Below are 25,731 nucleotides of genomic sequence, written 5' to 3' on the forward strand. Positions count from 1 at the left end.
GAAAGGAGAGATACGTTGAAATTCCTTTCAGTTGACTATGATAAGGCCTTAGAACTATTACTTTGCATTGAACAGGCATATGTTCAGTTTGATAATGATGGTAAATTTATGATTCCAGCAAGCTATTCATTAGTAGATACAATTAAAGCATGTGCAATTAGCCAACTAGAATGGTTTGGCTATATTATTGAAAATAATGAATCTGTAATCATTGTGTTTCGAGGAACGAAATCAGATTTGGATTGGTTAGTTGATTTAAAAATTGATCAAGCCTTATTTCCTTATGTGATGAACGGTGGGAGTGTCCATTCGGGGTTTCTATCAATTTATCAATCTTGTCGAGAAATGCTTTTAGCAATTGTGAAGGAAAAGGCTCTTTCAAAAAAAATATTCATAACGGGGCATAGCTTAGGTGGTTCATTGGCCACGTTATTAGGATATGAAATAGCAATGACTGGAATTTGTAACCCGAATGTCTATTCATTTGGCTCTCCAAAAGTAGGAAATATAAAGTTTAAAGAAAACTACGATGAAAATGTTAGGCATAGTTTAAGATTTGTAAATCTATATGATATGGTCCCTTTAAGCCCACCCTTTAAAGTAGAAGTGAAGCCATTAAACATTTATTTAGAATACGTTCAAGTGAAACATCCAATCACTTTTTCTCTAAATAAAGGGTCTATTAAGGATAGTCACCATCTATCGACTTATATTGAAGGCGTTAAGAAGATGCAGTTGGATTATGATTATACTCCAACCTTTACTTACAAATTACGTGAGGCAGAACCAGTAGAAGAAGAAGTAATCTAAAAGTACAGAAAAAAACTAGTCAAGATTTCGTTGACTAGTTTTTTGTATGTAAACAAAAAAACGCTTTTAAAGTAGTCTGAATTAATCATTACCATCCAGTAGATTTCCAAGGCCACCTAATATACTTCCTTCTTCTTTAGATGAGTTTGGTAAGTATTGACCAATTCTAGAAGCTAATCTTGCTAAAGTTAATGATTGAACCCAAATTGTTCCAGGACCTTGTAATGTTGCGAAGAATAGACCTTCTCCTCCAAAAAGTGCTGTTTTTACATTTCCAACATATTCAATTTCATAATTAACATCACCAGTGAAGCCAACAATACATCCGGTATCGATTTTAATTTTTTCACCCGGTTGAAGAGTTTTTTGGTAAATTGAACCACCAGCATGTAAGAAAGCAAGGCCATCACCTTCGAGTTTTTGCATGATGAAGCCTTCGCCACCAAATAGGCCGGTACTTAATTTCTTTCTAAACTCGATCCCAACTGAAGTTCCTTTTGCCGCGGCTAAGAAAGAATCCTTTTGACAAATAATTTTATTTCCATACTCATGTAGATCTAAAGGTATGATTGTTCCAGGGTATGGTGCCGAGAAACTGACTGTTTTTATTGAGCTAGATCGGTTTGTAAAACTAGTCATAAACAAGCTCTCACCTGTAACAAGGCGCTTACCAGCTCCAACCAATTTTCCAAATAATCCACCTGATTGCTGTGAACCGTCACCAAAAATTGTTTCAAGTTCGATACCATCATCCATCATCATCATTGCTCCAGCTTCAGCAACGACTGTTTCCTTTGGATCAAGCTCTACTTGTACAAACTGCATATCATGGCCATGAATCTTATATGTAACTTCATGAGAATTTTTCATTTTTATGCCTCCTTTTAGTTTAACTATACAAATATTCTAATACTAAAATCTAGTTATTTAATAATAAAAAATTTGATAAATTATTACATAATCCTCATTTATTTTGACTATTTAATGAGAAAATATTCCATTTTTATAGGAAGCTAGATCGGTCTAAATGTATAAAAGATAAATTATAAGAATTATATAAAAAATTCTCTCAATTAAGCCTGAGTGTCATTGACGCACTTTTTTAGATATGATATATTTAATTTACTATTAACTGCATATTTATTTGAAGGTAAGAAATTAACGATACATTTGCACTACAAAATTTTTAGTAACGCTCATTTTTCTTTGTCTTGAAAAGAAGTTTTGACCACTTTCAATGTTGTAGCAATCCTAAGCTGATTGGACAATGACGTTCTTTTTCTTTACCCCTCTTTTATGCACGCATTAATAGTGTATATATGTATTTTTAGGAGGTATTATCGATGGAATTCGGTAAAGTTAAATGGTTTAACAGCGAAAAAGGTTTTGGCTTCATCCAAACTGAAAGTGGAAACGACGTATTCGTACACTTCTCTGCAATTCAAGGCGAAGGTTTCAAAACTTTAGAAGAAGGTCAAGAAGTTCAATTCGAAATCATCGAAGGAAACCGTGGACCACAAGCAGCTAACGTAAACAAAAAATAATTTTTGTTATGTTCAAGGCATCCATTTTTAGGATGCCTTTTTTATATTAATCTAAAAATCTATCTATTTAGTACGTAGATATTGTAGTTTAAAAAGGTTGCAAATAATGACCAAATAGAATAAGGAATGAGTAATACAAATGAAGTTTTTGAATGTTTATATGCGATGATCGTTAAAAGAATTGCCGTAACAAAGACGAGTCCACAGTCAATTGTAGCCATTAGTAAATCTTTTTGTTTGAATTGAAAATAGCTAAACAACTGGTTAAATACATAATTAATAATAAATATAATATAAAGCCATTTTGCTTTTTTAAAGGATTCTCCTAAAGAAACGATTATACATACGCTTAAAGAAATGAAAGAATATAAGAATGCCCAAATGATACCGATTGTTTTTCCTGAAGGAGTATAGCTAGGTTTAATTAGATGACTATACCAAACGAAGTCGACCGGAAATAAAATAGAAGAAATAAAAAATAAACAGTATAAGGAGAAAAATAAAACAATTAACTTAATATTCATAAAACCTCCTCAAGTAAGTTGTCTTGATTAAGTATATGTATTTAATTTAAAAATATAAAAAAAACGACTACTTTGTAGTAATCGTTTTTAATGAAATTTTAACTCATTTAGTACTTGTCAATGTCTTTTACATCAATTTCAGATAATTCTCCGTTTAAAGCTTGTTCTTCATAGTCATCAAGATCTTGTTCAAATTGTTCATGTTTTTTTGTAGGGTAGACAGTTTGATTTTTTCCGTAAATATCAGTACCGATAAAGTTTTCAAATTCCTCAACATAACCTACATTTTCATAGCTCTCAGTAAATGTACTTCCATATTCCTCAATATTATTAAATTCAAAATCTGACGGTGTTTGAGAATTTCCATATCTTTCAACATCTTGTAAAGCGTCTTCGGCGTCATACATCATTGAGCGATCTTTAGGATCTCTACTAAATGGAGGGTTTAATACTTCTTCCTCAACGGGACGATCGTATCTTATACTAGAACTTGAAATATGCTGATCGTGAGTATGTTCGATCATCGCTTTTGCTGTAGGAAGAGCTTGTAACCGTTCAAAAGGTATTTCTTCACCACTTACTTCACATATACCATATGTTCCATTTTCAATTCTTTGTAACGCTGTATTAACGTCATCTAGTTCGTTTCTTAAATGCTCATGAAGAGATATGTCCTTTTCGCGCTCAAATAATTCAGTACCTAAATCACCTGGGTGGTTGTCTGCAAGTGAAAGTTCATCAACTGAATCTCTAAGTGAATATGGTGTAAAAGCTGGATCATTTAGTCTTTCTTCTATATGTTTTTTTTGTTTCAGTAGTTCGTTTTTAAATGTTTGGATTTGTGATTGTGAAAGCATCATGCTCCCCCTTTTCAATAAATGAATATGACTATCCATATTTTGTTCAAAAAGGAGGAAAACATGAATTAAGTTTTTTGAGGAATTGTTCTGCCTTAATTAGGAAAAAATATTTCCAATTATTAAGCCTAAAACAAGAAGGAATCCCATTATAGTATTTGTTTTTGCTGTTGCTGCCATGGCTGGCATCATTTCCATAGGTTGGGTCTTACCTATAAATCCTTTTGTTGCTTTTATTGCAACGGGAATACTTATTAATGAAATAAGTGCAAAAGGTGTAATTAAATTCATGATAACAAATAAAATAACTAAAGCATATGCAACTGCAAATAATGAACCAATAAAGATAATTGCATTCTTTTTACCTAATAAGATAACAAGTGTTTTACGTCCATTTTCTTTGTCATTATCTAGGTCACGAATATTATTTGCTGTTAAAATTGCTCCAATTGTAATTGAAGTAGGTATCGAAAGTAAGATCACATTTGATGGTAAATTTCCAGCTTGAATATAGTAAGTAATACCAATAATTACAACTCCCATAAAAAAGCCCGCTACTAACTCACCAAATGGAGTGTATGCGATTGGAAGTGGTCCTCCAGTATAAAAATATGCTGCTGCCATACAAAGAAGTCCAATAACTGCGATCCACCAGCTACTTTGAATACAAATATAAATGCCTAATAGAAGAGCTATACCAAAAAAAGTAAAAGCAAGATTTAAAACAGTTGAAGGTTTAATTCCATCTCTTACGATTGCTCCACCGATACCGACAGAACCTTCATGATCTAGCCCTCTTTTATAATCATAATATTCATTAATCATATTTGCAGCGGCTTGGATCAGTAAACTTGCAATAAGCATTGAAAGAAATAAAAGTAAATGAAATGAGTGAGCTATGTGCGCTAACATTGTTCCAATCGCAACAGGAATGAACGCTGCGGTTAATGTATGTGGCCTTAATAAATTCCACCATGTTCTAAAACCTGTTGAGGAAGTTGGAGATTGAACTGTTGGTTGCATTTTAACATCCTCCTTTTTAATATTATTTGAAAATGTAGGTCATTTTACTTTAAAAAAGTATGGACGAACTTCATAAAATTGACAGTCTACATTCATCGTTGTATCTTTAGTTATATCATGTATTTAACGTATATTTAAGCTAGGGGGAACTATTATGCTTAGAACAGGTCAACTGGAATCGATTGCCTTCTTTGAGCATTCTCTTCAAAAGGCAAAAGCTTGTTCAAAACGCTTCATTTGTAAAGTGGAAAAAATAATGAATATCCATCCCCTAAGTGTTTACCATTTTTATCAAGAATTGGGTTTTACTGAACGCTTTTATTGGTCAAACCAAGAAAACTCGTTAATTCTCACAGGAATTGGTACTTTAGTTCCTTTTCATCATAGTACAGAAGAACAGTATTCTGCAATAGAAAAAGAATGGAAACGCTTTGGAGAGCAAGTGTATATCGAGCAAGAAAATTGCTTTGGTACAGGACCGATAGCTCTTGGGGGTTTCTCTTTTTTTGATAACTATAAAAATGATCAAGATTGGAAGAATTTTGGTACCTCTCATTTCTATGTACCTAAATTAATGGTGACGGTTACAAACGAAGGGACATTCATCACCTCTAATTATGAAATTAATGAACAAACTACAGTAGAGGATTTATTGCTTCAATATAAAGAATATGATGACTTTTTAGAAAAGTTTGGAATGAAGCAACCAAGCTTTACACAATCAGAATGTATTAACAAAGATGAATTTGAACCAAATGAATGGATTCAAAGCGTAAAAGAAGCAATTCATCAAATGAAAAACGAAGAATTAGAAAAAGTTGTTTTAAATCGAACTTTAAATGCAACATTTTCTGCAGAAGTAAATTCAACTAAAGTAATTTATGAATTAGAAGCAACAAGAAATGTAAACTATGTTATTTCTTATCAATTAAAAGATACTGTATTTATTAGCGCTACACCTGAACGATTAATTTCTAAGAAAAATAATACAGTTTCTTCGATGTGTCTTGCAGGATCTGCCGCAAAAGGAATAACTAAGGAAGAGAATACAGAAGCCGCCAATTGGTTATTAAATAGTAAAAAAAATAATGGCGAACATGCCTTTGTTGTAAACTATATACGAGAAACACTACAACAATATTGTAATGAATTATCAATACCTTCAACACCAAGAATAATGGCGACTAAAAGCTTATTGCATTTATTCACGCCAGTTGAAGGGAAATTATATAACCATGTTTCTTTATTTGAATTAATTCAAGCATTACATCCAACCCCTGCACTTGGAGGATTTCCTAAGGAAGAGGCATGTAAATTAATTCGTGAACTTGAACCTGTGGACAGGGGATGGTATGGTGCACCGATAGGGTGGATTGATTTAAATGGAAATGGTGATTTTGCTGTAGGCATACGAAGTGCCTTAATTAAAGAAGATAAAGCAAAATTATATGCCGGTTGTGGTGTTGTACAAGATTCAGAACCAGAGGAAGAATTTTTTGAAACTGGTGTAAAGTTTCTGCCAATGCTAAATGCATTAGGAGGGTTACGAAATGAAAGATAATGAAGCACTAACAAAGTATATTGGTGCTCTTGTAGATGAAATAAGTGCATTAAATATTAAAAACGTTGTAATAAGTCCTGGATCACGCTCTACACCAATATCGATGTTAGTAAATGAACATCCAAAATTAAAGGCTTATATTGCAGTAGATGAAAGAGGCGCAGCATTTTTTGCTTTAGGAATCGCTAAAAGTACGAAACAGCCTACAGTTTTAATCTGTACTTCAGGAACAGCTGCTGCTAATTATATGCCAGCCATTTCTGAAGCAAAGGAATCTAGAATTCCATTAATCGTACTGACAGCCGATCGACCACATGAGCTAAGAGATATAGGTGCACCACAAGCTATGAATCAAATTGGTTTATACGGTTCATTTGTAAAAAAATTCATTGAGCTAGCCTTACCAGAGGCTTCGGAAGCTATGTACGAATACGCGCGTTCAAGCGTTAATCGACTGTACCGTTCATGTGTGACCGCTCCAATAGGGCCTGTACATATGAATGTGCCACTTCGAGAACCATTAGTTCCTAATTTTGCGATTCATGACTTATTCTCAGCTGGAAAGCGTAAAAATTCTGCTCACACAATACTTACTGAAACTCTTGCGATAATTTCAAGTGAAGCAAGTAATGAATTCACCAAGCTTTTTCAATCAAAAAGAAAAGGCTTATTAGTTTGTGGTCCTTATGTTGAAGAAGGAGCTTTAAAGAAGATTAAATCTTTAGGGAATTTATTAGACTACCCAGTTCTATGTGATCCTCTTTCAAATGGCAGAACGATTAGTGGTAATGAAGACTCGAATGTAATTGATACATATGATACATTTCTTCGATTTGAAGACATTGTTGATTCGCTTGATTCTGAAGTTATCGTACGATTCGGGGCAATGCCTGTATCTAAAACGTTTAGCCAATATATACAAAAGCAAAAAGATTGCGAGCTAATTGTAATTGATGAAGGAGACTTATGGAGGGATCCGACGTTAAAAGCAACTCAAATGATTTCTTGTGATGATATCCAATTTTGTAATGCAATTTTGGAGTCATATCAGAAAACAAGTAGTTTAGAAATAGATTGGTTGAATAAATGGAAAACAATTAATGAAAAAACAAAAAATGGACTACAACAAGCAGAACAGTTTGATGAACTTTTTGAAGGGAAAATCGTTCAAGTTTTAGCAAAAAATTTACTTGAAGAAAGTACATTGTTTGTTTCAAACAGTATGCCTATTCGTGATGTGGATACGTTTTTACATAATCAATCTAAAAAGTTAACAATTGCTTGTAATCGAGGGGTAAATGGAATAGATGGGACAATTGCAACCGCATTGGGGATGGCAGCAGCTGGTGAGAGTGTCACATTATTAATTGGAGATTTATCTTTCTATCATGATTTAAATAGTCTAGTCCTTTCTAAACTACATCATTTACCTTTAAGAGTGATTCTTGTTAATAATGATGGAGGAGGAATCTTCTCATTTTTACCTCAATCAAAAGAAGAAAAACATTTTGAAGAGTTATTCGGAACTCCTTTAGGATTAGAATTCGAGCATGCAACTGCTCTTTTCGGTGGAGTTCATACGAAAATTCATAATTGGTTTGAACTTGAAGATGAATTAGCTAAAAAGAATAATGGATTGCATGTTATGGAAATTCAGACAAATCGTAAAGAAAATTATGATCTTCATCAAAAAGTTTGGAGCATTGTAAAAGCAGAATACGAGAAATGAAATTAGGTGTTCTTGTACATGGAAATTAAAATAAATGAGGTCGCATATTCATATATTGAATCTGGCCAAGGGCAAACTATATTATTATTGCATGGTTTCACAGGTTCAAAGGAGACATGGGGAAGTTTAATAAGTAAACTAGAACAAAATTTTCATGTAATAGCAATTGATTTATTAGGACATGGAATGACAGATTGTCCAATTAATGATGAGCGGTACAGAATGGAATTTGCTGCTAAAGATTTACATGATTTTTTAGAACAAAAGCAAATTGATTCTGTGCATCTATTAGGCTATTCGATGGGAGGTAGACTAGCCCTCTATTTCGGTTTAGCCTATCCAACTAAGATTAGATCGCTTATTTTAGAAAGCTGCACGGCTGGTCTTAAAACTGAAAATGAAAGATTAGCTCGAATCGAACAAGACAACCATTTATCTTCAATGATCCTAAATGAAGGCATTGAAGTATTTGTTAATTATTGGGAAAACATTCCTTTATTTGCAACTCAAAAGAATTTGACATCAGAGTCACAACAAAAGATTAAACAAGGAAGATTAAATCAGTCACCAATTGGCTTAAGTAATAGTCTAAAAGGGATGGGAACGGGCATTCAACCATCTTTATGGAGTGACTTGAAGCAATTTAAAAAACTTACTTTATTAGTTTGTGGAGAATATGATGAAAAGTTTTGCTTAATAATGGGGAAAATGAACGAGAAGCTAGAAAATAGCGAAATTATTAAAATTCCACATGTAGGCCATGCAATTCATGTGGAAGAATCGGAAAAATTTGCTACAATAGTAATTGGGTTTTTATTGAAAAGTGAAAAGGAGGATATTTCATGACTATTGAATGGGTACAAGAAAGAAAGTATGAAGAAATTTTATATTCTACATATAATGGAATTGCTAAAATTTCAATCAATCGTCCGCACGTACATAACGCATTTACACCATTAACAGTATCAGAAATGATTGATGCTTTTGCTTATGCAAGAGACGACGAAAAAATTGGTGTTATTATTTTAACAGGTGAAGGTGGAAAAGCATTCTGTTCTGGTGGAGACCAAAGTGTTCGCGGACATGGTGGTTATGTTGGACAAGACCGCATTCCTCGCCTGAATGTATTAGATTTACAACGTTTAATTCGCGTTATTCCAAAACCTGTAATTGCAATGGTAGCTGGTTATGCAATTGGTGGAGGTAACGTATTAAACGTAGTGTGTGACTTAACAATCGCAGCTGAAAACGCTAAATTTGGACAAACTGGTCCTAAGGTTGGTAGCTTTGATGCTGGTTATGGCTCAGGCTATTTAGCTCGTATTGTAGGGCACAAAAAAGCTCGTGAAATTTGGTACTTATGCCGTCAATATAATGCACAAGAAGCATTAGATATGGGCTTAGTTAATAAAGTAGTACCTTTAGAAGAATTAGAAGCTGAAACAGTTCAATGGGCTGAAGAAATGCTTGAAAAGAGTCCAACTGCACTACGTTTCTTAAAAGCAGCAATGAATGCAGATACAGACGGTTTAGCTGGACTTCAACAGCTAGCTGGAGATGCAACACTTCTTTACTATACAACTGAGGAAGCAAAAGAAGGCCGCGATGCATTTAAAGAAAAACGTACACCTGATTTCGATAAATTCCCACGTTTTCCTTGATTTGGAAGAACTTAAAAGCTTGATGAGAAATCATCAAGCTTTTTAAGTTTATAATCAAGATATCCTAAAAATTTGATTTTCAGACTGATTGAAAACGCTTGTCTTTCGAGGCGCGAAGCCAGATGAGGAGCGGAGTTACCTTTGACGGTAATGAGCACCGTAGGCAGGCGAAGCAACGAAGAAAGCGAGCGTTTGCCAACAGTCTGAAAGCTTGATGAGAAATCATCAAGCTTTTTTTGCACATTAAGAAAGTATAAATTGGCAGCTGAGAAGAAACCCCGACGTAGTTGCCCATTTTAGGAAATAAGTTAAGTGCAACTACGCCTCTTCGCCTAAAGGCTCGCCGATCGGAGAGTTTTTTAATATGAACTTTTGTAAATTTAGATAATAGTCAGGAAGTGTTTTTGATGAATCAAATTCCGAATTTTTTGCTTGAGAGAGTCAGATTAACACCTAATCGAATAGCAATTACAACAGATGTGGAGGAAATTACATTTAAGGATTTACATGATCGAGTTATAAATCTTGCATATAAATTTCACCATTTTGGCATAAAAGACGGATCTCACGTTTCGGTTTTAATGAATAATTCTGTTGAATTTATAGAAGTTGTTTATGCACTTCATTATATCGGAGCAACATCAATTTTACTGAATATAAGATTAAGTGATGACGAAATAGTATATCAATTAGAAAATAGTGATTCTGAATTTTTAATCGTAGCGAAATCAAATACGGTAAAGATTCCTGAAAATATAAAACTGTTAAATATAAATGAAATAGAGAACAGTGAATCTAAGGAATTTCCAATCAAGTCTAATTTTGATGGCGATAAAATCGCAACTATGATGTACACATCTGGTACAACAGGTTTCCCAAAAGCAGTTTTACAAACTTATTTTAATCATTGGAGTAGCGCAATTGCTTCAGTATTAAATTTAGGATTAGATCATAATGATGTATGGCTAGTCTGTTTGCCAATGTTCCATGTGGGTGGTTTATCAACTGTATATAAAAGTGCGATTTATGGCATGAAAATTGTGTTAACGAATAAAGCTGATGCACTTACCATTAAGGACTGTGTCAAAAAGCATAATGTAACAATTCTATCTGTTGTAACAAAAGTATTAAATGACCTCTTAACAATTGTTGAGGGTACAAATGATTTAAACAGCGTAAGAGCAGCTTTACTTGGTGGAGGACCTGCTCCGTTACCTCTTTTACAAAAGGCAAGAGCATTAAATGTCCCAGTCTATCAAACTTACGGAATGACTGAAACTTGTTCACAAATTGCAACGCTTTCTCCTGAATATATGCTTTCTAAAATAGGTTCGGCAGGTAAAGCTTTATTTGGATGTACGCTAGAAATAAGAGACGATCAACGAACTTGTTTACCAAAAGAAGTAGGAGAAATTGTAGTCAAAGGACCTAACGTGAGTAAAGGTTATTATAAACTTGCTAAGTTATCTGATTCGTCTGAGTATCTTTATACAGGAGATTTGGGTTATGTAGATGAGGATGGTTTTTTATTTGTAGTTGACCGTCGAAGTGACTTAATTATTTCCGGTGGAGAGAATATATATCCAGCAGAGATTGAATCAGTATTATTATCGCATCCAGATGTCATTGAAGCTGGTGTAACAGGCAAAGAAGACCCGAATTGGGGAAAAGTACCTGTTGGATTTGTTGTTAGTAAATCCTCTAATCCTCCGTCTCAAGAAGAACTAATCGAGTATTGTCGAGATAAAATCGCAGGGTATAAAATTCCAAAGGAAATATTTTTTGTAGACATCCTACCAAGAAATGCAACAAATAAGCTAGTTAGAAGAGAGCTACTTAAGCTTCTATAAGGGGAATAAACATGTTGATAAGGCAAATTGAATTATTTTTAATTGAACAGCTTCTAAAAGTACCTTTTAAAACAAGCTATGGTACATATGAAAAACGTGAAAGTATAATTGTTAAAATATTAGATGCAAACGGAATATGCGGTTATGGAGAAGTCGTTGCTTTTTCAGAGCCCTGGTATACAGAGGAAACGATTCAAACAGCTCTTCATACTTTACAGGATTTCTTTATACCGATCTTATTAAAAAAGCAGTTTAATCATCCAAGTGAAGTCGCTACACAATTAAATCAATTTAAAGGCAATCAAATGGCTAAATCTGGGCTTGAAGGTGCATTTTGGGATTTGTATAGTAAACTAAATTCAATCACTTTAGCACAAGCTTTAGGGGGCAATAAGGCAGAGATACCAGTTGGGGTTGTAATTAGTATAGACGAGCCAATAAAAATGTTGAAACAAATTAGTGCATATATAAAAGAAGGCTATGAACGATTTAAAATTAAAGTTTCAAAGGAAAATGATTACGAAATTGTATCAACTATACGAAATAGCTATCCAACAATCCCTCTAATGATTGATGCCAATTCAGATTATTCAATTGACGACATTCCGAAACTAAAAAAATTAGATGAATTTAATCTGTTAATGATTGAACAGCCCTTCGGTGAACGCCAATTCATCGAGCACGCCATTCTTCAAAAGGAAATTTCTACTCCAGTCTGTTTAGATGAAAGTATATGTTCATTAGAGGATGTTCAAATTGCATATGAATTAAACGCTTGCAAAATCATTACCGTAAAGCCTGGGAGAGTCGGAGGATTAACTAAATCAATTGAAATTCATGATTATTGTGTTGAAAAGAATATGCCAATTTGGGTTGGAGGCATGATTGAAACAGGGATTTCTAGAATTCAAAACGTTGCATTAGCATCTCTTCCCGGATTTACAATACCTGGAGATATTTCGGCTTCATCTAGACATTGGGAGCATGATCTCATTTTTCCAGAGGTAGCTTTAATAAATGGAAAAGTTAAAGTGCCAGTTGGCTCTGGTTTAGGGGTAGAAGTGGATGAAGAGAGAATCCAAAGCATTTCTAAAAAGATTTATAAATTTACTTCTTAATAGAAATAACCTAATAAAAAATACGATCAAATTAACTTGTTATTTGTTTCAAGTTTCTTTGACCGTATCTTTTTTTGTTTCTTTATTTATTTTATCAGGTACAGGATCATATCCACCTGGATGTAGTGGATGACACTTAAGTATTCTTTTAGTCGTTAAATAAGTTCCTTTAAGCGCACCATGGGTTTGTAATGCCTCTAGTCCATAACTAGAGCAAGTTGGATAGAATCTACATGATGGTGGCGTTGCAGGTGAAATCCATTTTTGATAAAATCTAATGATTCCAATTAAAATTTTATTCATATACAAACCTTTCGTCTGCTAGAATTATTTCTCATCATTGTTATTTTTCATTTTTACGTCTTCTAGCTTATCGACTTTATGTTGTACACCATAGCCTTTATTTACAGTGAGAACGAAAGCACCAAACACAACAACGATAATAATTCCACTAACAACAAATACTCCAGTCATACTATATCCTCCTAAATAGTTATACTACTATGATATAGTATACTGTCCAATATGCAAGGCAATCAAATATTTTCATAAAGTTTCAGGAATATTATTTCAATAATGATGAAACATTTTAATAGAAATAGTACAATGGAAAAACAAGTATGAATGTAGGAAGGTTAAAATGTACATATTTAAAGATTTTTACCATAATACAGTTGAATTATCGTTTGAGAAACATCCATTTTCACCCAATCCAAAACATGTTTGGGTTATTTGTAAATACAATGACCAATGGTTACTCACAGACCATCAAAGAAGAGGATACGAATTCCCAGGCGGAAAAGTAGAGGAAGGCGAATCAGCTGAAGAAGCAGCTAAACGTGAAGTTTTAGAAGAAACAGGTGGAAATGTATCTAAAATTAATTATTTAGGGCAATACCGTGTTACAGGTAAGGATAAAATTATCATAAAAAATATTTATTTTGCCGAAATAGGAGAACTTTTAACACAAAAGCACTATTTTGAAACAAACGGCCCAGTATTGTTAGACGAATTTCCACCAAACATAAAAAAAGATCGCCGATTTAGTTTTATCATGCGTGACGAAGTATTTTCACAAAGTTTAAGTTACTTGAATACTAAAAAAAGCTCACTTTTATAAGGTGAGCTTTTTTTAGTGTGGAATTAAATAATCATAATGGATTCATGAGTGAGTAAAACAGCGAGAAAAGAAAATAAGTTCCTCATGAGGGGTTCATGAGGACGTAAAACAGCTCAAAAAAGAAAATAAGTTCCTCATAAAGGGTTCATGGGGAAGTAAAACAGCTCAAAAAAGAAAATAGGTTCCTCATAAAGGGTTCATGAGGAAGTAAAACAGCTCAAAAAAGAAAATAGGTTCCTCATGAGGGGGGCATGAGGAAGTAAAACAGCTCAAAAAAGAAAATAGGTTCCTCATGAGGGGGTCATGGGGAAGTAAAACAGCTCAAAAAAGAAAATAGGTTCCTNNTCCTCATAAAGGGTTCATGAGCAAATTAAACAACGTGAAAAAAGCTCACTATATTAAATGAGCTTGTTTACACCAAATTATTTCTTTATCGTTTTTCTCTCAATAAATTCAACAATAATATACATCAAACCAGCACATACACTTATGATCAATACACTCATTAGAACAAGAGTGAAATTAAATACTTGGAAGCCATAAACGATTAAATAGCCAAGTCCGCTTTTTGAAACTAAGAACTCTCCGACAATCACTCCTACCCAAGCCAATCCGACATTTACTTTTAATGTTGAAATGACGGTAGGTATACTAGCAGGAAAGATGACATTTTTAAAGATTTGAGTTTTAGTAGCTCCAAAACTCTTAATGACTTTTACGTAATTTTCATCTACCTGTAAGAAGGCTTGATAAATAACCAGCGCTGTTATGACAAAGCTTATTATGATCCCCATTGCAATTATGGACGAATATGAAGGACCGAAAATTACAATGATGATTGGACCAAGCGCGACTTTCGGCATGGCATTAAAGACTACTAAGAATGGATCAAGTACCTTTGAGGCAAATGGATACCACCAAAGAATGATTGCCAGAATGACACCGATAATTGTTCCTAAAATAAATCCAACGAGTGTTTCAGTGATTGTAGTCATAGCATCATGATAAATAGAGCCATCTCCCAATTTTGCACTGAGTAAATCGTAAATTTTAGTAGGTGAACTAAACAATAATGGATCAATTATTTTTCGATGACTTAAAAGCTCCCAAGCTATAAAAAAGATAATAATAATTAATAGTTGGAAGAAAAATATGAGTAGCTTTTTACGGCGATTTTTTTTGACGATACTGGCGTGATAGGATTTTAGTTCGTCATTTACTTTATCCACGTTTCTCCAACTCCTTCCAAATCGCAGAAACATAAGAAGAAAAGAGTGATTGGTGTCGTGTTTCAAAAGGGGAGCGAATACGTAATTCTTCTGGTAAATTGAAAATTTTTGATATTTTTGTAGGAGCATTTGTTAGCGTAATTACCCGATCACACATAGCTACCGCTTCTTCAATATCGTGAGTCACTAAGATAGCAGTAGTATTTAACTTCTTATATAAGTTGAAAACTAATTCTTCAAGCTTTACTTTATTTTGATAGTCTAGAGCGGAGAATGGTTCATCTAATAATACAATTGAAGGGCTAGTAGAAAGAGTTCTCACTAATGCAACGCGTTGTCTCATCCCACCGGATAATTCTCTTGGGTACGCATTTTCATAATCTTTTAATCCAACTTCATTTAGCAATTCTAGCGTTCGATTTTTATTTTCTTCGGTATCCTTATCTAGAATCTGTAGACCTAGAAAAATATTTTCTTTAATTGTTTTCCAAGGGAATAAATAGTCATGCTGAAGCATGTAACCAATTTCTCCCGATTTTATATCATAAGGCTTACCTTTAAACTTTACTGAACCGTCATATGGTGTAAGCAATGAAGAAATGATCGATAAAAGTGTGCTTTTTCCACAGCCACTTGGACCTAAAACAGATACAAATTCACCTTTTTCAACTTCAAACGTTAAGCCATCCAATATTTTAATTGCCTTTTCCTTCGATAAAAATACATGAGAAATATCATTAACTGTTAGATAACTCATTTTGTTAACCTACTACTTCTCCGTAGATTTTTCGGCAAATTTTGTATCAACTAAAACTGAGTGTGGAACTTCTTTTGGTAATACACCAGAGTTCTTCATAATTTTTTGAAGATTATTCCACTCATCTTCTTCTAATATTGGATTTGTTGAATAAGAATTTTGAGACTTATAGCGATCAATAACTTTTATTGAAATGTCTAAAGGTGTATCTTTAAAGAATGGTGCAACACTTTTTGCAATCTCTTCTGCAGAATGGGTATCAACCCATTGTTCAGCTTCATAAATTGCATCTGTAAACTTTTGAGCTGTTTTCGCATTCTTCTTCAAATAACTTTCTTTTGCTATAAAAGCAGTGTAAGGAACTTTTCCAGACTCCAAGCCGAATGAAGCAACGATTTTACCTCTTCCTTCTTTTTCCATAATACTTGCTGTAGGTTCAAACAATTGAACATACTCTCCAGTACCTGAAGCATATGCATTCGCGATATTTGCGAAGTCTATATTCTGAATAAGGTTCAAATCTTTATGTGGATCGATTCCATGTTTACTTAGGACATATTCGCCAACCATTTGTGGCATTCCACCTTTTCTTTGACCTAAAAATGTTTTGCCTCTTAATTGGTCCCAATTAAATGGTACAGTTTGATTTCTAGCTACTAGAAATGTTCCATCAGTTTGAGTCAATTGGGCAAAGCTTTTTACTGGGTCATTTGCACCTTGAGCGTATACATATATTGTTGTTTCAGGCCCAACTAATCCTATATCTGCACCGTTTGACAATACAGCAGTCATAGTTTTATCTCCACCAGCAGTAGTTGTGATCTCAACATCCAATCCATGCTTTTTGAAGATTCCTTCACTAATGGCCACATATTGAGGTGCATAAAATAATGAATGCGTCACTTCTGCAACTCTCACCTTTGTGGTCCCATCTTTAGGTTTATCTTTCGAACATGCACCTAAAATAGAAGCAACTAATAAAAACAAAATAACGAGCCATTTGATTTTCATTTAATCCCTCCTAATCGAAAATATACAATTAGCCTATGCAATAGGAGAAAATGGGTGAATGCGGAGTACTGACTCTACTAAAATAGCTCGGTTACTTATCTGTAATCTGAGGTAGTTGAACAAAGAAAAAACCTCTCTTACTTCCTTTTTAGGAAATTAGAGAGGTTTTTTATCTACTCTTTGAAAAATATTTTCGAGTATCTTCACGTATTTCGTTAGGTAAAACACTTTCTAATTCTTTGTTTAACCATGACAGTGTTTTATTACGTAAATAATCATGCATTTTTTCTTCGGCAGAGAGCATGACTAAATTAATCGTGCAGGTGGCACTTGGAGTACAACCTTTTTCTCTAAAAAGATATCCGTTATCTTTAATATTTTTACATTGAAATATTGGTTTAGAACCTTCAATTGCTTCAATTACATCCCAAAAAGAAATTTCTTCTGGAGATTTAGCTAGTTTAAAACCACCTTTAACTCCTGGAACGGAACTTACAATACCAGCTTTAGATAACTTACTAAAAATCTTTGAAAGATATGTATCTGAAACACCTTGAAAGAAGGATAGTTCCTTTATTCCAATTGGAGAATCTTCAGGAGTGTCAATTAAATAAACAAGGCAGTGAAGTGCATACTCAACTCCAACGCTATACTGCATGAAAACACCTTCTTCATAAATGAGATTATTTTTAATTAATCTTAGAAATCTTTTATTTCTTTGTCAAACAATTACTTTTAGGAGCAATTCAAACGTAAAAGGTGTTTGACATAATGAAATAAACACTTTAATATAGATAATATAAATCGGCGATTAATATTGTCGCTAATTTAATATTTCCAAAAACTACATTTAGTTCAATTATTTTTAGAATTAACTTTTTTAGGGGGAATTAAAATGGAAAAACAAATTAATTATTCAAAATTAGCACCAGAAGCATTTAAAATAATGATGGAAATGGAAAAGTATATTAAAACAACGGTTATAGACCATAAACTTCGTGAACTGATTAAAATTCGTGCTTCACAAATAAATGGTTGTGCATTTTGCCTTGACATGCATTCCTCTGAAGCGAGGGAAATAGGAGAAACTGAACAACGTTTATACTGTGTTAGTGCATGGAGAGATTGTGATTTTTACACAGATGCAGAAAAAGCAGCTTTGGAATTAACTGAGCATATTACACTAATTTCGAATAAAGGTGTACCTGAGGAACTATATAATCGTGTAAGTAAACACTTTAGCGAAGAAGAATATGTAAACCTTGTATTCATGATTAATCAAATTAACAGTTGGAATCGTATCTCTATTTCAATGGGGAATAGACCAGCTGAAAAATAAGATCCTAATAAAATAAAAAATGAGCCGAAGATTGGCTCATTTTTTAATGTGATTTTTCAATTCTTATTAAAATTTTGTACTTTTATAACATCGCTTTTTATTAATTTATTTTTATTAGAATAAATTTTTATAGTGTAAAGATCATTATTATTTTTAATATAATTCTTTTGATCTATTGTTATATTTGAAGTAGCAATAGAACTAGAAAGATTAAAAACAGCTCTTCCATTTATGATTTCGTATACTTGATTATGATTTATTTCTTCAATGTTGACTCCAAATATTGATTGGACTTTTTTAGGTAGTAGGATTTCTATTTGAGCATTTTCTATATCGTTTTTATAACGTTCTGGTACTGATAAGACTAAATAATATTCAACTCCATAAAGTAATTGATTATCCACAGAATCTTTGATCTCATAATATCTTTTGGATAATGATTCAATATTTGGCTCAATTTTTTTAGAAGATAGTGAATCATGCTTATCTAAATTTTTAGACGAGGTACCAGTATTGAATAAAAAAAAGGTAGTTAATAAAATTGCAGTAAATGAAAAAATCAGAGTTAATATCTTTATGGATCTCATTTTAATCCTCCATTTAATTCGATAAATAAATAGTGATTATTATTCATGTTCAGTTTGTTTAATGTTATTTTAATCTTATTCTATAAATGTTAATAACTTCCTTTTGTTAGGTGAGGTTGTTTTTTAATAAAGAAAATAAAAAGAGGCTGCCAAAAAGTCATAGATTCCGACTTTTTGGACAGCCCTTACATTTTAAGGTATTAGATTATTTTAAAGGTCCACCAAGTTCAGCTAATTGAGCATCAAAGCCTTCAAACTTTTTGAAGTTTTCTTTGAATTTAGTTACTAATTCAAGAGCTTTTTGATCATAAGCTGATTTATCTTCCCAAGTTGTTGAAGGGACTAATACGCTATCAGGTACACCAGGTACATGAGTTGGAATTGCTAAACCGAAAAACTCATCTTGAGTAGTTTCAATGTTGTTTAAATCACCTTCAAGTGCAGCGTGAACCATTGATCTTGTGTAAGAAAGATTCATACGTTTACCAACGCCGTATTCTCCACCAGTCCAGCCAGTGTTTACTAAGAATACATTTACATTATGTTTTTCAATTTTTTCACCAAGCATTTTTGCATATTCTACAGCTGGAAGCGGTAAGAATGGTGATCCGAAACATGTAGAGAATGTTACTTGTGGAGAAGTAACACCACGCTCAGTACCAGCTAATTTACTAGTAAATCCGCTTAAGAAGTGGTACATCGCTTGCTCTTTTGTTAGTTTACTGATTGGAGGTAATACTCCAAATGCATCAGCAGTTAAAAAGATAATTGCATGCGGATGTCCAGCAACACTTGGCTCAATGATATTTTGAATTGCTTGCATTGGGTATGCAGCACGAGTATTTTCTGTTAAAGTTGTATCATCATAGTCAGCTAAACGGCTATCAGATTTAACAACAACATTTTCTAACACTGTACCAAATTTAATTGCAGAGAAAATTTGTGGCTCTTTTTCAAATGTTAAATTGATACATTTAGCGTAGCAACCGCCTTCAATATTGAATACACCATTATCTGACCAGCCATGCTCGTCATCACCGATTAGCTTACGGTCTGCATCTGCAGATAATGTTGTTTTACCAGTTCCTGAAAGTCCGAAGAATAATGCTACATCACCTTCGCTACCAACGTTAGCAGAACAGTGCATTGGTAAAACATTATTTTGTGGTAATAGGAAATTCATGATTGAGAAAATAGATTTTTTCATTTCTCCAGCATATTCCGTACCACCAATTAAGATAATTTTCTTTTCAAATGATACAATAACAAATGCCTCTGAATTTGTTCCATCAACTACAGGGTCTGCTTTAAATGTCGGAGCAGAAACAATTGTAAATTCTGCTTCATGAGTTTGAAGCTCTTGCTCAGTTGGGCGAATAAATAATTGATGAGCAAATAAGTTGTGCCATGCAAATTCGTTAATTACTTGGATAGGTAAACGATACTCAGTGTCAGCACCAGCAAATCCTTTAAATAAGAATAATTCGTTACGATCTTTTAAGTAGTTAAGTACTTTGCTATATAATTTTTCGAATACGTCAGCAGAGATTGGTTGATTTACTGAACCCCAATCGATTAAATTTTCAACAGATGCCTCTTGAACAATAAATTTATCTTTAGGTGAACGTCCAGTATATTTGCCTGTTGAAACGCTAACTGCTCCTGTTGACGTTAAAATTCCTTCTTGTCTTGTTAGGACTTTTTCAACTAACTCAGAAACGCTTAGTTGGTTATACACTTGATTACTAGTAAGTAATTCGTTTAATTCAAAGTTTACATCAACTGTCTTCATATACTAATACCATCCTTTAAATATATTTGTCTGCCATGTAGGTATCTCGATAAATAGTATAACACATTTATTTTAATAGTGTATACTATTAGTTGGCAAAATGTGTTATGAATTTGATTAAAAAATAAATTTGAGTAAAATTTACTTATTAAATGAAGTAAGTTATTTAAATGTAAGTATAGTAATTAGTAATTTCCCATTAAATAGAAATGAATGTAGAGATAAAGTTATTGTAGAATTATGTCTAAGTTATGATGAAAATTGTTGACAAGAAAGTGAAATTTTAATATGATACTTTTCATACGGATACTCTCTTATCCCGAGTAGGTGGAGGGATACAGGCCCTACGAAACCCAGCAACCTCACTTTTAGTGAAAGGTGCTGAACCTGATGCAAGACTTTTTTTATGTCTTGGACGATAAGAGCGAAAGGCAAATACCAAGAAACCTTTCCTCAGGTAATATTTGAAAAGAGGAAGGCTTTTTTTTTGCTCAAAACTTAAATACAGTGGCAATTTCGTAATTTACACTGAGTTATCTTTATCTTAAATGGGAAACATAGGAATAGGAACAAACTTTTTATTCTTATGTTGAGAAAAAAGAGATCCGTCAATTCAATTTAGGAGGGGACTCAATGTCACAACGTCGTTTATTTACTTCAGAATCAGTTACAGAAGGACATCCAGATAAAATCTGTGACCAAATTTCAGATTCTATTCTTGATGCAATTTTAGCAAATGATCCGAATGCTCGTGTAGCAGCGGAAACTTCAGTTACAACAGGTTTAGTACTTGTTGCAGGTGAAATTACAACTTCTACTTATGTAGATATCCCAAAAATCGTTCGCGAAACAATCCGTGAAATCGGTTATGACCGTGCAAAATACGGATTTGATGCAGATACATGTGCAGTTTTAACTTCTATCGATGAGCAATCAGCAGATATCGCTCTAGGTGTAGACCAAGCGTTAGAAGCTCGTGAAGGTAGCATGTCAGATGAAGAAATTGAAGCAATCGGTGCAGGAGACCAAGGTTTAATGTTCGGTTTTGCTGTTAATGAAACACCTGAATTAATGCCACTTCCAATTTCATTATCTCACAAAATTGCTCGCCGTTTAACTGAAGTTAGAAAAAATGAAACAGTTTCATACTTACGTCCAGACGGTAAAACTCAAGTAACAGTTGAGTATGATGAAAACAACAAACCAGTTCGTATTGATGCAATTGTTGTATCAACGCAACATGGTCCAGAAGCTACTCAAGCTCAAATTGAAAATGATATTAAAGAACTTGTAATTAAACCAGTTGTACCAGCTGAGTTAATTGATGAAAACACGAAATTCTTTATCAACCCTACAGGTCGTTTCGTAATCGGTGGACCTCAAGGGGATGCTGGTTTAACAGGTCGTAAAATTATTGTTGATACTTACGGTGGATATGCTCGTCACGGTGGTGGCGCATTCTCTGGTAAAGATGCAACTAAAGTTGACCGTTCTGCTGCTTACGCTGCACGTTACGTTGCGAAAAACATCGTAGCTGCTGGCTTAGCTGAAAAAGCTGAAGTTCAATTAGCATATGCAATTGGTGTAGCTAAACCAGTTTCAATCGCTATTGATACTTTTGGTACAGGTAAAGTTTCAGAAGAAAAATTAGTTGAAGTAATTCGCAACAACTTCGACCTACGTCCAGCTGGAATTATTAAAATGCTTGACCTACGTCGTCCAATTTACAAACAAACTGCTGCTTATGGTCACTTTGGCCGTACAGATATCGATCTTCCTTGGGAGCGTACTGATAAAGCAGAAGTTTTAAAAACTGAAGCAGGTCTATAATAAAATGATTAAGGCTGAATATGGCATATGCTATATTCAGTCTTTTTTGTTTAGTAAGAATCATACTGTTTTATTCTACATATAGGTATACTTAAAAATCATTTTTCATAGGTTTAAATGACTAAATTAAAGTTTGTAATGGAGGAACCTATGAAAGCGATTATATGTACAAAATATGGTCCACCAGAAGTTCTTCAAATAACAGAAGTTGAGAAACCAAAAATAAAAGATGATGAGGTATTAATAAAAATACACGCAACAACTGTAACCGCAGGAGATGTAAAACTTCGAAGCTCCGATTTTCCTTATATGTATTGGCTGCTTTCACGCCTTATGTTTGGCCTTACTAAGCCGAAAAATCAAATACCAGGTTGTGAGCTTGCAGGAGAAATAGTCACGGTTGGCAAAAACGTAAGAAATTTTAAAACAGGTGATCAAGTTTTTGGATATAGTGGATTTACTTTTGGAGCTAATGCAGAATATATTTCTTTACATGAGGAAGGTGTTCTAGCTAAAAAACCAATAAATATGTCATTTGAGCAAGCTGCAGCTGTACCTGTTGGGGCGCTTACTGCATTACACTTTCTAAGGAGAAGTATTATTCAAAATGGACAAAAAGTACTTATTTATGGTGCTTCAGGAAGTGTTGGAACATATGCAATTCAGCTAGCTAAATATTTTGGTACAGAAGTTACCGCATTATGTAGTACATCAAATTTAGAATTGGTAAGGGCTTTAGGCGCAAATGAAGTTATCGATTATACAAATGAAGATCTGGCTAAGAGTAAGAAAACTTTTGATATTATTTTTGATACGGTAGGTAAAAGTTCCTTTTCTAATTGTAAAAGATTGCTTAACAAAGATGGCGTCTATTTGTTAAGTGCGGTATGGAAGCTTTCAGTTTATTTTCAAGCTATATGGAGTAATTTGATTAGTAATAAAAAAGCCATACTAGGTGTAGCAAATATGAACAATGAAGATTTAAACTATATAAAAGCACTTATTGAAGCGGATAAGCTAAAAGCTGTTATTGATCGCCATTACCCGCTTGATCAAATTGTTGAAGCACATCGATACGTAGAAAAAGGGCATAAGATGGGGAATGTCGTTATTAACATTCGAGGGATTTCAGACTTTTGACAAACGCTCGCTTTATTTGTTGCCTAGCCTGTATGTGCGGTGCTTATTATTATTTGTAGTTGTCTCGAAATATAAGCTGACCTTTTATCTACACAAAGAAATCCCTCAAAATGACCTTTTGAGGGATTTCTTTTATAGATTTTCATTTTGCTGTCTGATTTCTTCTCCAGCTAACATTATATTAGCTGTTTCAATTTTACGGTGCTCATCCACGGAATGACCTGGATCGAGATTATTAAGGTCTGCTTGTATTTTCATTTGTTCTTCGTTTCTGATGGGGTTATTTTTTTTGCTCAATTTTATTACCTCCATATATATAGTAGAAAGTCAATGAAACTCTCGTTGTTTTAGTCTTAACGAATTGACTAACTTCATTCAAATTTATAGAAGTAATTGGTTTTACTCGCTTAATTCATTTATTAATTTTTTAAAGGTGAGATAAGCAGGCTTAATCGTATAATCATCCTTCATAATACCAAATTGATGAAATAGGTCGTCTTTTGAACTATCAGCATCCCTTAAACCGAAAAATTCATAATGAGTAATATTTAATTCCTGGCGCAGTGAATAGACTGTTCGAATAATTACCTCAAGTACGATTGATTGTTGCTCATATGACCTTTTGATTTGTATAAATGGATTTTTGCCAGTTGGCCATCCATTCTCTGTAATGTGGATTGGAAGAGTTGACGGGAATCCATTACTATCCAATGTTTCTCGAAATTTACGTAGTATGTTTTCTACAGAAACAGCAACTTCCTCAATTTTTAATGGTTCCTCAAATACATCCACATAAAAATTATGACCTACATAATCAATTGAGTGAATTAATTCGTCCCCACCAATTTTCATTAAATTCTCCCAAAAATGTGGCACTGTCTTTTCTCCCTCAGGAACCGAGCCAAATCCAACTTTAATAGGTAAATTGTTATTTTCAATTTCTTCTTTTACAGTTAGAACGCCTTGTACAAGCGCTTCAAATACATATGGTTTGGAACCATCCATAAACGATAAATTAGGCTCATTCGTGATTTGGATTGAATCAAGGAAGGTGCTATACTCTTTAATTACTTTACGAACAAAATTTAACCAATAATCCAATGATAAGCTTGGATCCATGAGGCAGCCAATTGTTAAATCACCTAATAAACCTGCGTTTTTATATCGATTTAGAGCGTTAAATACTTTTTCTTCTGTTTCAGGTCCCATATAGACAGCATACATTCTTGGTAAAAGCTGATTAGTATTGCCCTTTAGCTCTTTAAGTGCAGAAGCTATTTTTTCATAGTTATCATCAGGACCAGTAGCTAATCCTATAGGTGTACCAGCTACGCTAAGGGGATAGATACCAAAAGTTAATCCAGTTGAATTCATCTACACCACTCCTTTAGTTAAATAGTAAATAATTATTTACTTGTTAAGTTGGATTAACCTATATAATTATGATATTATTGAATTATATCTCGGATAAATAATAAACTTTTATTTACTATATGTCAATTTAGAAATTTTTTCCTAGAAAGGTTTGTAATAAAATGAATTCAAATCCAAATCAAATCGCAGAAAAGTTCATCCAACTACTTCCTCTAGTTTTTAATAAGTTCAACAAGCCGGGCTCTAAAAATTCTTTAAAGAATAGGCAGTCCGAGCTAACTCATTTACAAAATCATATACTAGAAGATTTGTTTCAAACAGTAGATGGAATTTCAATTACAGAGCTAGCTCAAAATATAAGCATTTCAAAACAGCAAATGACTCCATTAATTATAAAATTAGAAGAAAAAGAATATGTATCTAAGATTCAAGATCCGAATGATAAACGAAGTGTAAAAATTATACTTACTGAAAAAGGTAAAAAAATTGTCACAAAACGATGGGAAGACTTATATCATATTTTTTGTGAACGGATTGGACAACTTGATGAGGAAGACTTACTTGATTTAGACTACTCAATGCATAAGATCATAAAAATACTTGGGAAATTAGATTAGAGAGTATATTGAAAGGGTGGAATCCCGATTAAGTATGCTTATTTTTGTTAAATTTTAGAAATCCTTGAACATTACTTATTAATCGTATATTATGTTTTAATATAACAACATACAAAATTGTATAACCTCATTGATATGGTATGAGGGTCTCTACCAGGAACCGTAAAATCCTGATTACGAAAAAGAATGTAATTTTATTTACATCCTTCTTCGTAATCAGGATTTTTTTTATTTTCGCACAATTATGAAAGTGACTAG

At 33.3% G+C, this 25,731-nt stretch carries 27 protein-coding genes and 2 riboswitches; of the genes, 13 read left to right on the forward strand and 14 right to left on the reverse strand.

Annotated features, from left to right (window positions below; genetic code table 11):
- Positions 1–15 precede the first annotated feature (15 nt).
- A complete protein-coding gene (locus tag CN946_RS01625) occupies positions 16–810 on the forward strand; it encodes a lipase family protein (RefSeq protein ID WP_098859614.1) in 795 nt (264 codons plus the stop codon).
- Positions 811–891: 81 nt separating this feature from the next.
- Here CN946_RS01625 and CN946_RS01630 read toward each other — a convergent pair whose 3' ends face one another.
- Positions 892–1,680 (reverse strand): TIGR00266 family protein, encoded by a 789-nt coding sequence (locus CN946_RS01630; protein WP_098429608.1) that lies wholly within the window; start codon positions 1,678–1,680, stop codon positions 892–894.
- 473 nt (positions 1,681–2,153) lie between these two features.
- Between CN946_RS01630 and CN946_RS01635 the strand changes: the two genes are divergently transcribed.
- Positions 2,154–2,354 carry a cold-shock protein gene (locus CN946_RS01635; RefSeq protein ID WP_056473269.1) on the forward strand — a complete coding sequence of 67 codons (201 nt, stop codon included), beginning with the start codon at positions 2,154–2,156 and terminating at the stop codon, positions 2,352–2,354.
- A gap of 59 nt (positions 2,355–2,413) precedes the next feature.
- On the opposite strand, the gene CN946_RS01640 is transcribed toward CN946_RS01635, so the two are convergent.
- From CN946_RS01640 to CN946_RS01650, 3 genes are all read right to left on the reverse strand, one after another.
- Positions 2,414–2,878, reverse strand: a complete 465-nt coding sequence (locus CN946_RS01640) for a TspO/MBR family protein (RefSeq protein ID WP_098859615.1) — start codon at positions 2,876–2,878, stop codon at positions 2,414–2,416.
- Between the two features lie 107 nt (positions 2,879–2,985).
- Positions 2,986–3,735, reverse strand: a complete 750-nt coding sequence (locus CN946_RS01645; RefSeq protein ID WP_098859616.1) for a TraR/DksA C4-type zinc finger protein — start codon at positions 3,733–3,735, stop codon at positions 2,986–2,988.
- Positions 3,736–3,834: 99 nt separating this feature from the next.
- The gene (locus tag CN946_RS01650) at positions 3,835–4,758 is read right to left on the reverse strand and encodes a 1,4-dihydroxy-2-naphthoate polyprenyltransferase (RefSeq protein WP_098859617.1); all 924 of its coding nucleotides are present in this window, start codon (positions 4,756–4,758) and stop codon (positions 3,835–3,837) included.
- Between the two features lie 154 nt (positions 4,759–4,912).
- Between CN946_RS01650 and CN946_RS01655 the strand changes: the two genes are divergently transcribed.
- The 6 genes from CN946_RS01655 to menC all read left to right on the forward strand — a co-directional run bounded on the left by CN946_RS01655 (position 4,913) and on the right by menC (position 12,677).
- Positions 4,913–6,319 carry an isochorismate synthase gene (locus CN946_RS01655; RefSeq protein ID WP_098859618.1) on the forward strand — a complete coding sequence of 469 codons (1,407 nt, stop codon included), beginning with the start codon at positions 4,913–4,915 and terminating at the stop codon, positions 6,317–6,319.
- Positions 6,309–8,048 (forward strand): 2-succinyl-5-enolpyruvyl-6-hydroxy-3-cyclohexene-1-carboxylic-acid synthase, encoded by a 1,740-nt coding sequence (gene menD / locus CN946_RS01660; protein WP_098859619.1) that lies wholly within the window; start codon positions 6,309–6,311, stop codon positions 8,046–8,048. The genes CN946_RS01655 and menD overlap by 11 nt, the downstream gene beginning before the upstream one ends.
- Before the next feature lie 18 nt (positions 8,049–8,066).
- Positions 8,067–8,894: a 2-succinyl-6-hydroxy-2,4-cyclohexadiene-1-carboxylate synthase gene (gene menH, locus CN946_RS01665; protein WP_141546845.1), complete on the forward strand. Its 828-nt coding sequence runs from the start codon at positions 8,067–8,069 to the stop codon at positions 8,892–8,894.
- Positions 8,891–9,709: a 1,4-dihydroxy-2-naphthoyl-CoA synthase gene (gene menB, locus CN946_RS01670; RefSeq protein WP_098429601.1), complete on the forward strand. Its 819-nt coding sequence runs from the start codon at positions 8,891–8,893 to the stop codon at positions 9,707–9,709. Before menH ends, menB begins: the two co-directional genes overlap by 4 nt.
- A gap of 407 nt (positions 9,710–10,116) precedes the next feature.
- Positions 10,117–11,559, forward strand: coding sequence for an o-succinylbenzoate--CoA ligase (locus CN946_RS01675; protein ID WP_098859620.1), 1,443 nt, complete (start codon positions 10,117–10,119; stop codon positions 11,557–11,559).
- Between the two features lie 11 nt (positions 11,560–11,570).
- Complete coding sequence (menC, locus tag CN946_RS01680) at positions 11,571–12,677, forward strand: o-succinylbenzoate synthase (RefSeq protein WP_098859621.1); 1,107 nt, start codon at positions 11,571–11,573, stop codon at positions 12,675–12,677.
- A gap of 48 nt (positions 12,678–12,725) precedes the next feature.
- Here the strand turns inward: menC and yidD are convergent, their stop codons facing one another.
- A complete protein-coding gene (gene yidD, locus CN946_RS01685) occupies positions 12,726–12,980 on the reverse strand; it encodes a membrane protein insertion efficiency factor YidD (protein WP_056473280.1) in 255 nt (84 codons plus the stop codon).
- Between the two features lie 24 nt (positions 12,981–13,004).
- The gene (ytzI, locus tag CN946_RS01690) at positions 13,005–13,151 is read right to left on the reverse strand and encodes a YtzI protein (protein WP_098859622.1); all 147 of its coding nucleotides are present in this window, start codon (positions 13,149–13,151) and stop codon (positions 13,005–13,007) included.
- A 166-nt stretch (positions 13,152–13,317) separates the two neighbouring features.
- On the opposite strand from ytzI, the gene ytkD reads away from it, so the two are divergent.
- Entirely contained in the window at positions 13,318–13,797 is a 480-nt protein-coding gene (gene ytkD / locus CN946_RS01695) for an RNA deprotection pyrophosphohydrolase (protein ID WP_098859623.1), read from the forward strand.
- Positions 13,798–14,219: 422 nt separating this feature from the next.
- Here ytkD and CN946_RS01700 read toward each other — a convergent pair whose 3' ends face one another.
- The 4 genes from CN946_RS01700 to CN946_RS01715 all read right to left on the reverse strand — a co-directional run bounded on the left by CN946_RS01700 (position 14,220) and on the right by CN946_RS01715 (position 17,452).
- Positions 14,220–15,026, reverse strand: coding sequence for an ABC transporter permease (locus CN946_RS01700; protein WP_286133784.1), 807 nt, complete (start codon positions 15,024–15,026; stop codon positions 14,220–14,222).
- Entirely contained in the window at positions 15,019–15,783 is a 765-nt protein-coding gene (locus tag CN946_RS01705; protein ID WP_098859625.1) for an ABC transporter ATP-binding protein, read from the reverse strand. The genes CN946_RS01700 and CN946_RS01705 overlap by 8 nt, the downstream gene beginning before the upstream one ends.
- Positions 15,784–15,795: 12 nt before the next feature.
- A complete protein-coding gene (locus CN946_RS01710) occupies positions 15,796–16,788 on the reverse strand; it encodes an ABC transporter substrate-binding protein (RefSeq protein ID WP_420488215.1) in 993 nt (330 codons plus the stop codon).
- 175 nt (positions 16,789–16,963) lie between these two features.
- The gene (locus CN946_RS01715; RefSeq protein ID WP_098859626.1) at positions 16,964–17,452 is read right to left on the reverse strand and encodes an RrF2 family transcriptional regulator; all 489 of its coding nucleotides are present in this window, start codon (positions 17,450–17,452) and stop codon (positions 16,964–16,966) included.
- A gap of 237 nt (positions 17,453–17,689) precedes the next feature.
- Here CN946_RS01715 and CN946_RS01720 point away from each other — a divergent pair, with 237 nt between their 5' ends.
- On the forward strand, positions 17,690–18,133 hold the full coding sequence (locus CN946_RS01720) for a carboxymuconolactone decarboxylase family protein (RefSeq protein WP_098859627.1): 444 nt from the start codon (positions 17,690–17,692) through the stop codon (positions 18,131–18,133).
- A gap of 56 nt (positions 18,134–18,189) precedes the next feature.
- Here CN946_RS01720 and CN946_RS01725 read toward each other — a convergent pair whose 3' ends face one another.
- Together CN946_RS01725 and pckA are read right to left on the reverse strand one after the other, a co-directional pair.
- Positions 18,190–18,720 carry a hypothetical protein gene (locus tag CN946_RS01725; protein ID WP_098859628.1) on the reverse strand — a complete coding sequence of 177 codons (531 nt, stop codon included), beginning with the start codon at positions 18,718–18,720 and terminating at the stop codon, positions 18,190–18,192.
- A 205-nt stretch (positions 18,721–18,925) separates the two neighbouring features.
- Positions 18,926–20,512 (reverse strand): phosphoenolpyruvate carboxykinase (ATP), encoded by a 1,587-nt coding sequence (gene pckA, locus CN946_RS01730; RefSeq protein ID WP_098859629.1) that lies wholly within the window; start codon positions 20,510–20,512, stop codon positions 18,926–18,928.
- Positions 20,513–20,823: 311 nt separating this feature from the next.
- A riboswitch (SAM riboswitch) is annotated at positions 20,824–20,937 on the forward strand.
- Positions 20,938–21,145: 208 nt separating this feature from the next.
- On the opposite strand from pckA, the gene metK reads away from it, so the two are divergent.
- Together metK and CN946_RS01740 are read left to right on the forward strand one after the other, a co-directional pair.
- Complete coding sequence (gene metK, locus CN946_RS01735) at positions 21,146–22,342, forward strand: methionine adenosyltransferase (protein ID WP_098859630.1); 1,197 nt, start codon at positions 21,146–21,148, stop codon at positions 22,340–22,342.
- 150 nt (positions 22,343–22,492) lie between these two features.
- Positions 22,493–23,482 carry an NAD(P)-dependent alcohol dehydrogenase gene (locus tag CN946_RS01740; RefSeq protein WP_098859631.1) on the forward strand — a complete coding sequence of 330 codons (990 nt, stop codon included), beginning with the start codon at positions 22,493–22,495 and terminating at the stop codon, positions 23,480–23,482.
- 132 nt (positions 23,483–23,614) lie between these two features.
- On the opposite strand, the gene CN946_RS23270 is transcribed toward CN946_RS01740, so the two are convergent.
- Together CN946_RS23270 and CN946_RS01745 are read right to left on the reverse strand one after the other, a co-directional pair.
- Positions 23,615–23,779 (reverse strand): hypothetical protein, encoded by a 165-nt coding sequence (locus tag CN946_RS23270; protein WP_176522696.1) that lies wholly within the window; start codon positions 23,777–23,779, stop codon positions 23,615–23,617.
- Between the two features lie 102 nt (positions 23,780–23,881).
- Entirely contained in the window at positions 23,882–24,856 is a 975-nt protein-coding gene (locus CN946_RS01745; RefSeq protein ID WP_098859632.1) for a hypothetical protein, read from the reverse strand.
- A gap of 161 nt (positions 24,857–25,017) precedes the next feature.
- On the opposite strand from CN946_RS01745, the gene CN946_RS01750 reads away from it, so the two are divergent.
- Positions 25,018–25,473 (forward strand): MarR family transcriptional regulator, encoded by a 456-nt coding sequence (locus CN946_RS01750; RefSeq protein WP_098859633.1) that lies wholly within the window; start codon positions 25,018–25,020, stop codon positions 25,471–25,473.
- 97 nt (positions 25,474–25,570) lie between these two features.
- Positions 25,571–25,670: riboswitch (purine riboswitch) on the forward strand.
- Positions 25,671–25,731: the final 61 nt, after the last annotated feature.

Origin of the sequence: Bacillus sp. AFS053548, from assembly GCF_002575105.1 — a bacterium.
Taxonomy (GTDB): domain Bacteria; phylum Bacillota; class Bacilli; order Bacillales; family Bacillaceae_G; genus Gottfriedia.

Excerpts from the sequence above, each read along its gene's own strand:
- CN946_RS01650 (WP_098859617.1), bottom strand. The coding sequence starts at position 4,758 with ATGCAACCAACAGTTCAATCTCCAACTTCCTCAACAGGTTTTAGAACA.
- CN946_RS01675 (WP_098859620.1), top strand. The coding sequence starts at position 10,117 with ATGAATCAAATTCCGAATTTTTTGCTTGAGAGAGTCAGATTAACACCT.
- CN946_RS01745 (WP_098859632.1), bottom strand. The coding sequence starts at position 24,856 with ATGAATTCAACTGGATTAACTTTTGGTATCTATCCCCTTAGCGTAGCT.
- CN946_RS01740 (WP_098859631.1), top strand. The coding sequence starts at position 22,493 with ATGAAAGCGATTATATGTACAAAATATGGTCCACCAGAAGTTCTTCAA.
- CN946_RS01630 (WP_098429608.1), bottom strand. The coding sequence starts at position 1,680 with ATGAAAAATTCTCATGAAGTTACATATAAGATTCATGGCCATGATATG.
- menB (WP_098429601.1), top strand. The coding sequence starts at position 8,891 with ATGACTATTGAATGGGTACAAGAAAGAAAGTATGAAGAAATTTTATAT.
- CN946_RS01645 (WP_098859616.1), bottom strand. The coding sequence starts at position 3,735 with ATGCTTTCACAATCACAAATCCAAACATTTAAAAACGAACTACTGAAA.
- menC (WP_098859621.1), top strand. The coding sequence starts at position 11,571 with ATGTTGATAAGGCAAATTGAATTATTTTTAATTGAACAGCTTCTAAAA.
- CN946_RS01715 (WP_098859626.1), bottom strand. The coding sequence starts at position 17,452 with ATGCAGTATAGCGTTGGAGTTGAGTATGCACTTCACTGCCTTGTTTAT.
- ytzI (WP_098859622.1), bottom strand. The coding sequence starts at position 13,151 with ATGACTGGAGTATTTGTTGTTAGTGGAATTATTATCGTTGTTGTGTTT.
- CN946_RS01720 (WP_098859627.1), top strand. The coding sequence starts at position 17,690 with ATGGAAAAACAAATTAATTATTCAAAATTAGCACCAGAAGCATTTAAA.
- metK (WP_098859630.1), top strand. The coding sequence starts at position 21,146 with ATGTCACAACGTCGTTTATTTACTTCAGAATCAGTTACAGAAGGACAT.
- pckA (WP_098859629.1), bottom strand. The coding sequence starts at position 20,512 with ATGAAGACAGTTGATGTAAACTTTGAATTAAACGAATTACTTACTAGT.
- CN946_RS01725 (WP_098859628.1), bottom strand. The coding sequence starts at position 18,720 with ATGAGATCCATAAAGATATTAACTCTGATTTTTTCATTTACTGCAATT.
- CN946_RS01640 (WP_098859615.1), bottom strand. The coding sequence starts at position 2,878 with ATGAATATTAAGTTAATTGTTTTATTTTTCTCCTTATACTGTTTATTT.
- CN946_RS01705 (WP_098859625.1), bottom strand. The coding sequence starts at position 15,783 with ATGAGTTATCTAACAGTTAATGATATTTCTCATGTATTTTTATCGAAG.
- menH (WP_141546845.1), top strand. The coding sequence starts at position 8,067 with ATGGAAATTAAAATAAATGAGGTCGCATATTCATATATTGAATCTGGC.
- yidD (WP_056473280.1), bottom strand. The coding sequence starts at position 12,980 with ATGAATAAAATTTTAATTGGAATCATTAGATTTTATCAAAAATGGATT.
- CN946_RS01635 (WP_056473269.1), top strand. The coding sequence starts at position 2,154 with ATGGAATTCGGTAAAGTTAAATGGTTTAACAGCGAAAAAGGTTTTGGC.
- CN946_RS01750 (WP_098859633.1), top strand. The coding sequence starts at position 25,018 with ATGAATTCAAATCCAAATCAAATCGCAGAAAAGTTCATCCAACTACTT.
- ytkD (WP_098859623.1), top strand. The coding sequence starts at position 13,318 with ATGTACATATTTAAAGATTTTTACCATAATACAGTTGAATTATCGTTT.
- CN946_RS01655 (WP_098859618.1), top strand. The coding sequence starts at position 4,913 with ATGCTTAGAACAGGTCAACTGGAATCGATTGCCTTCTTTGAGCATTCT.
- menD (WP_098859619.1), top strand. The coding sequence starts at position 6,309 with ATGAAAGATAATGAAGCACTAACAAAGTATATTGGTGCTCTTGTAGAT.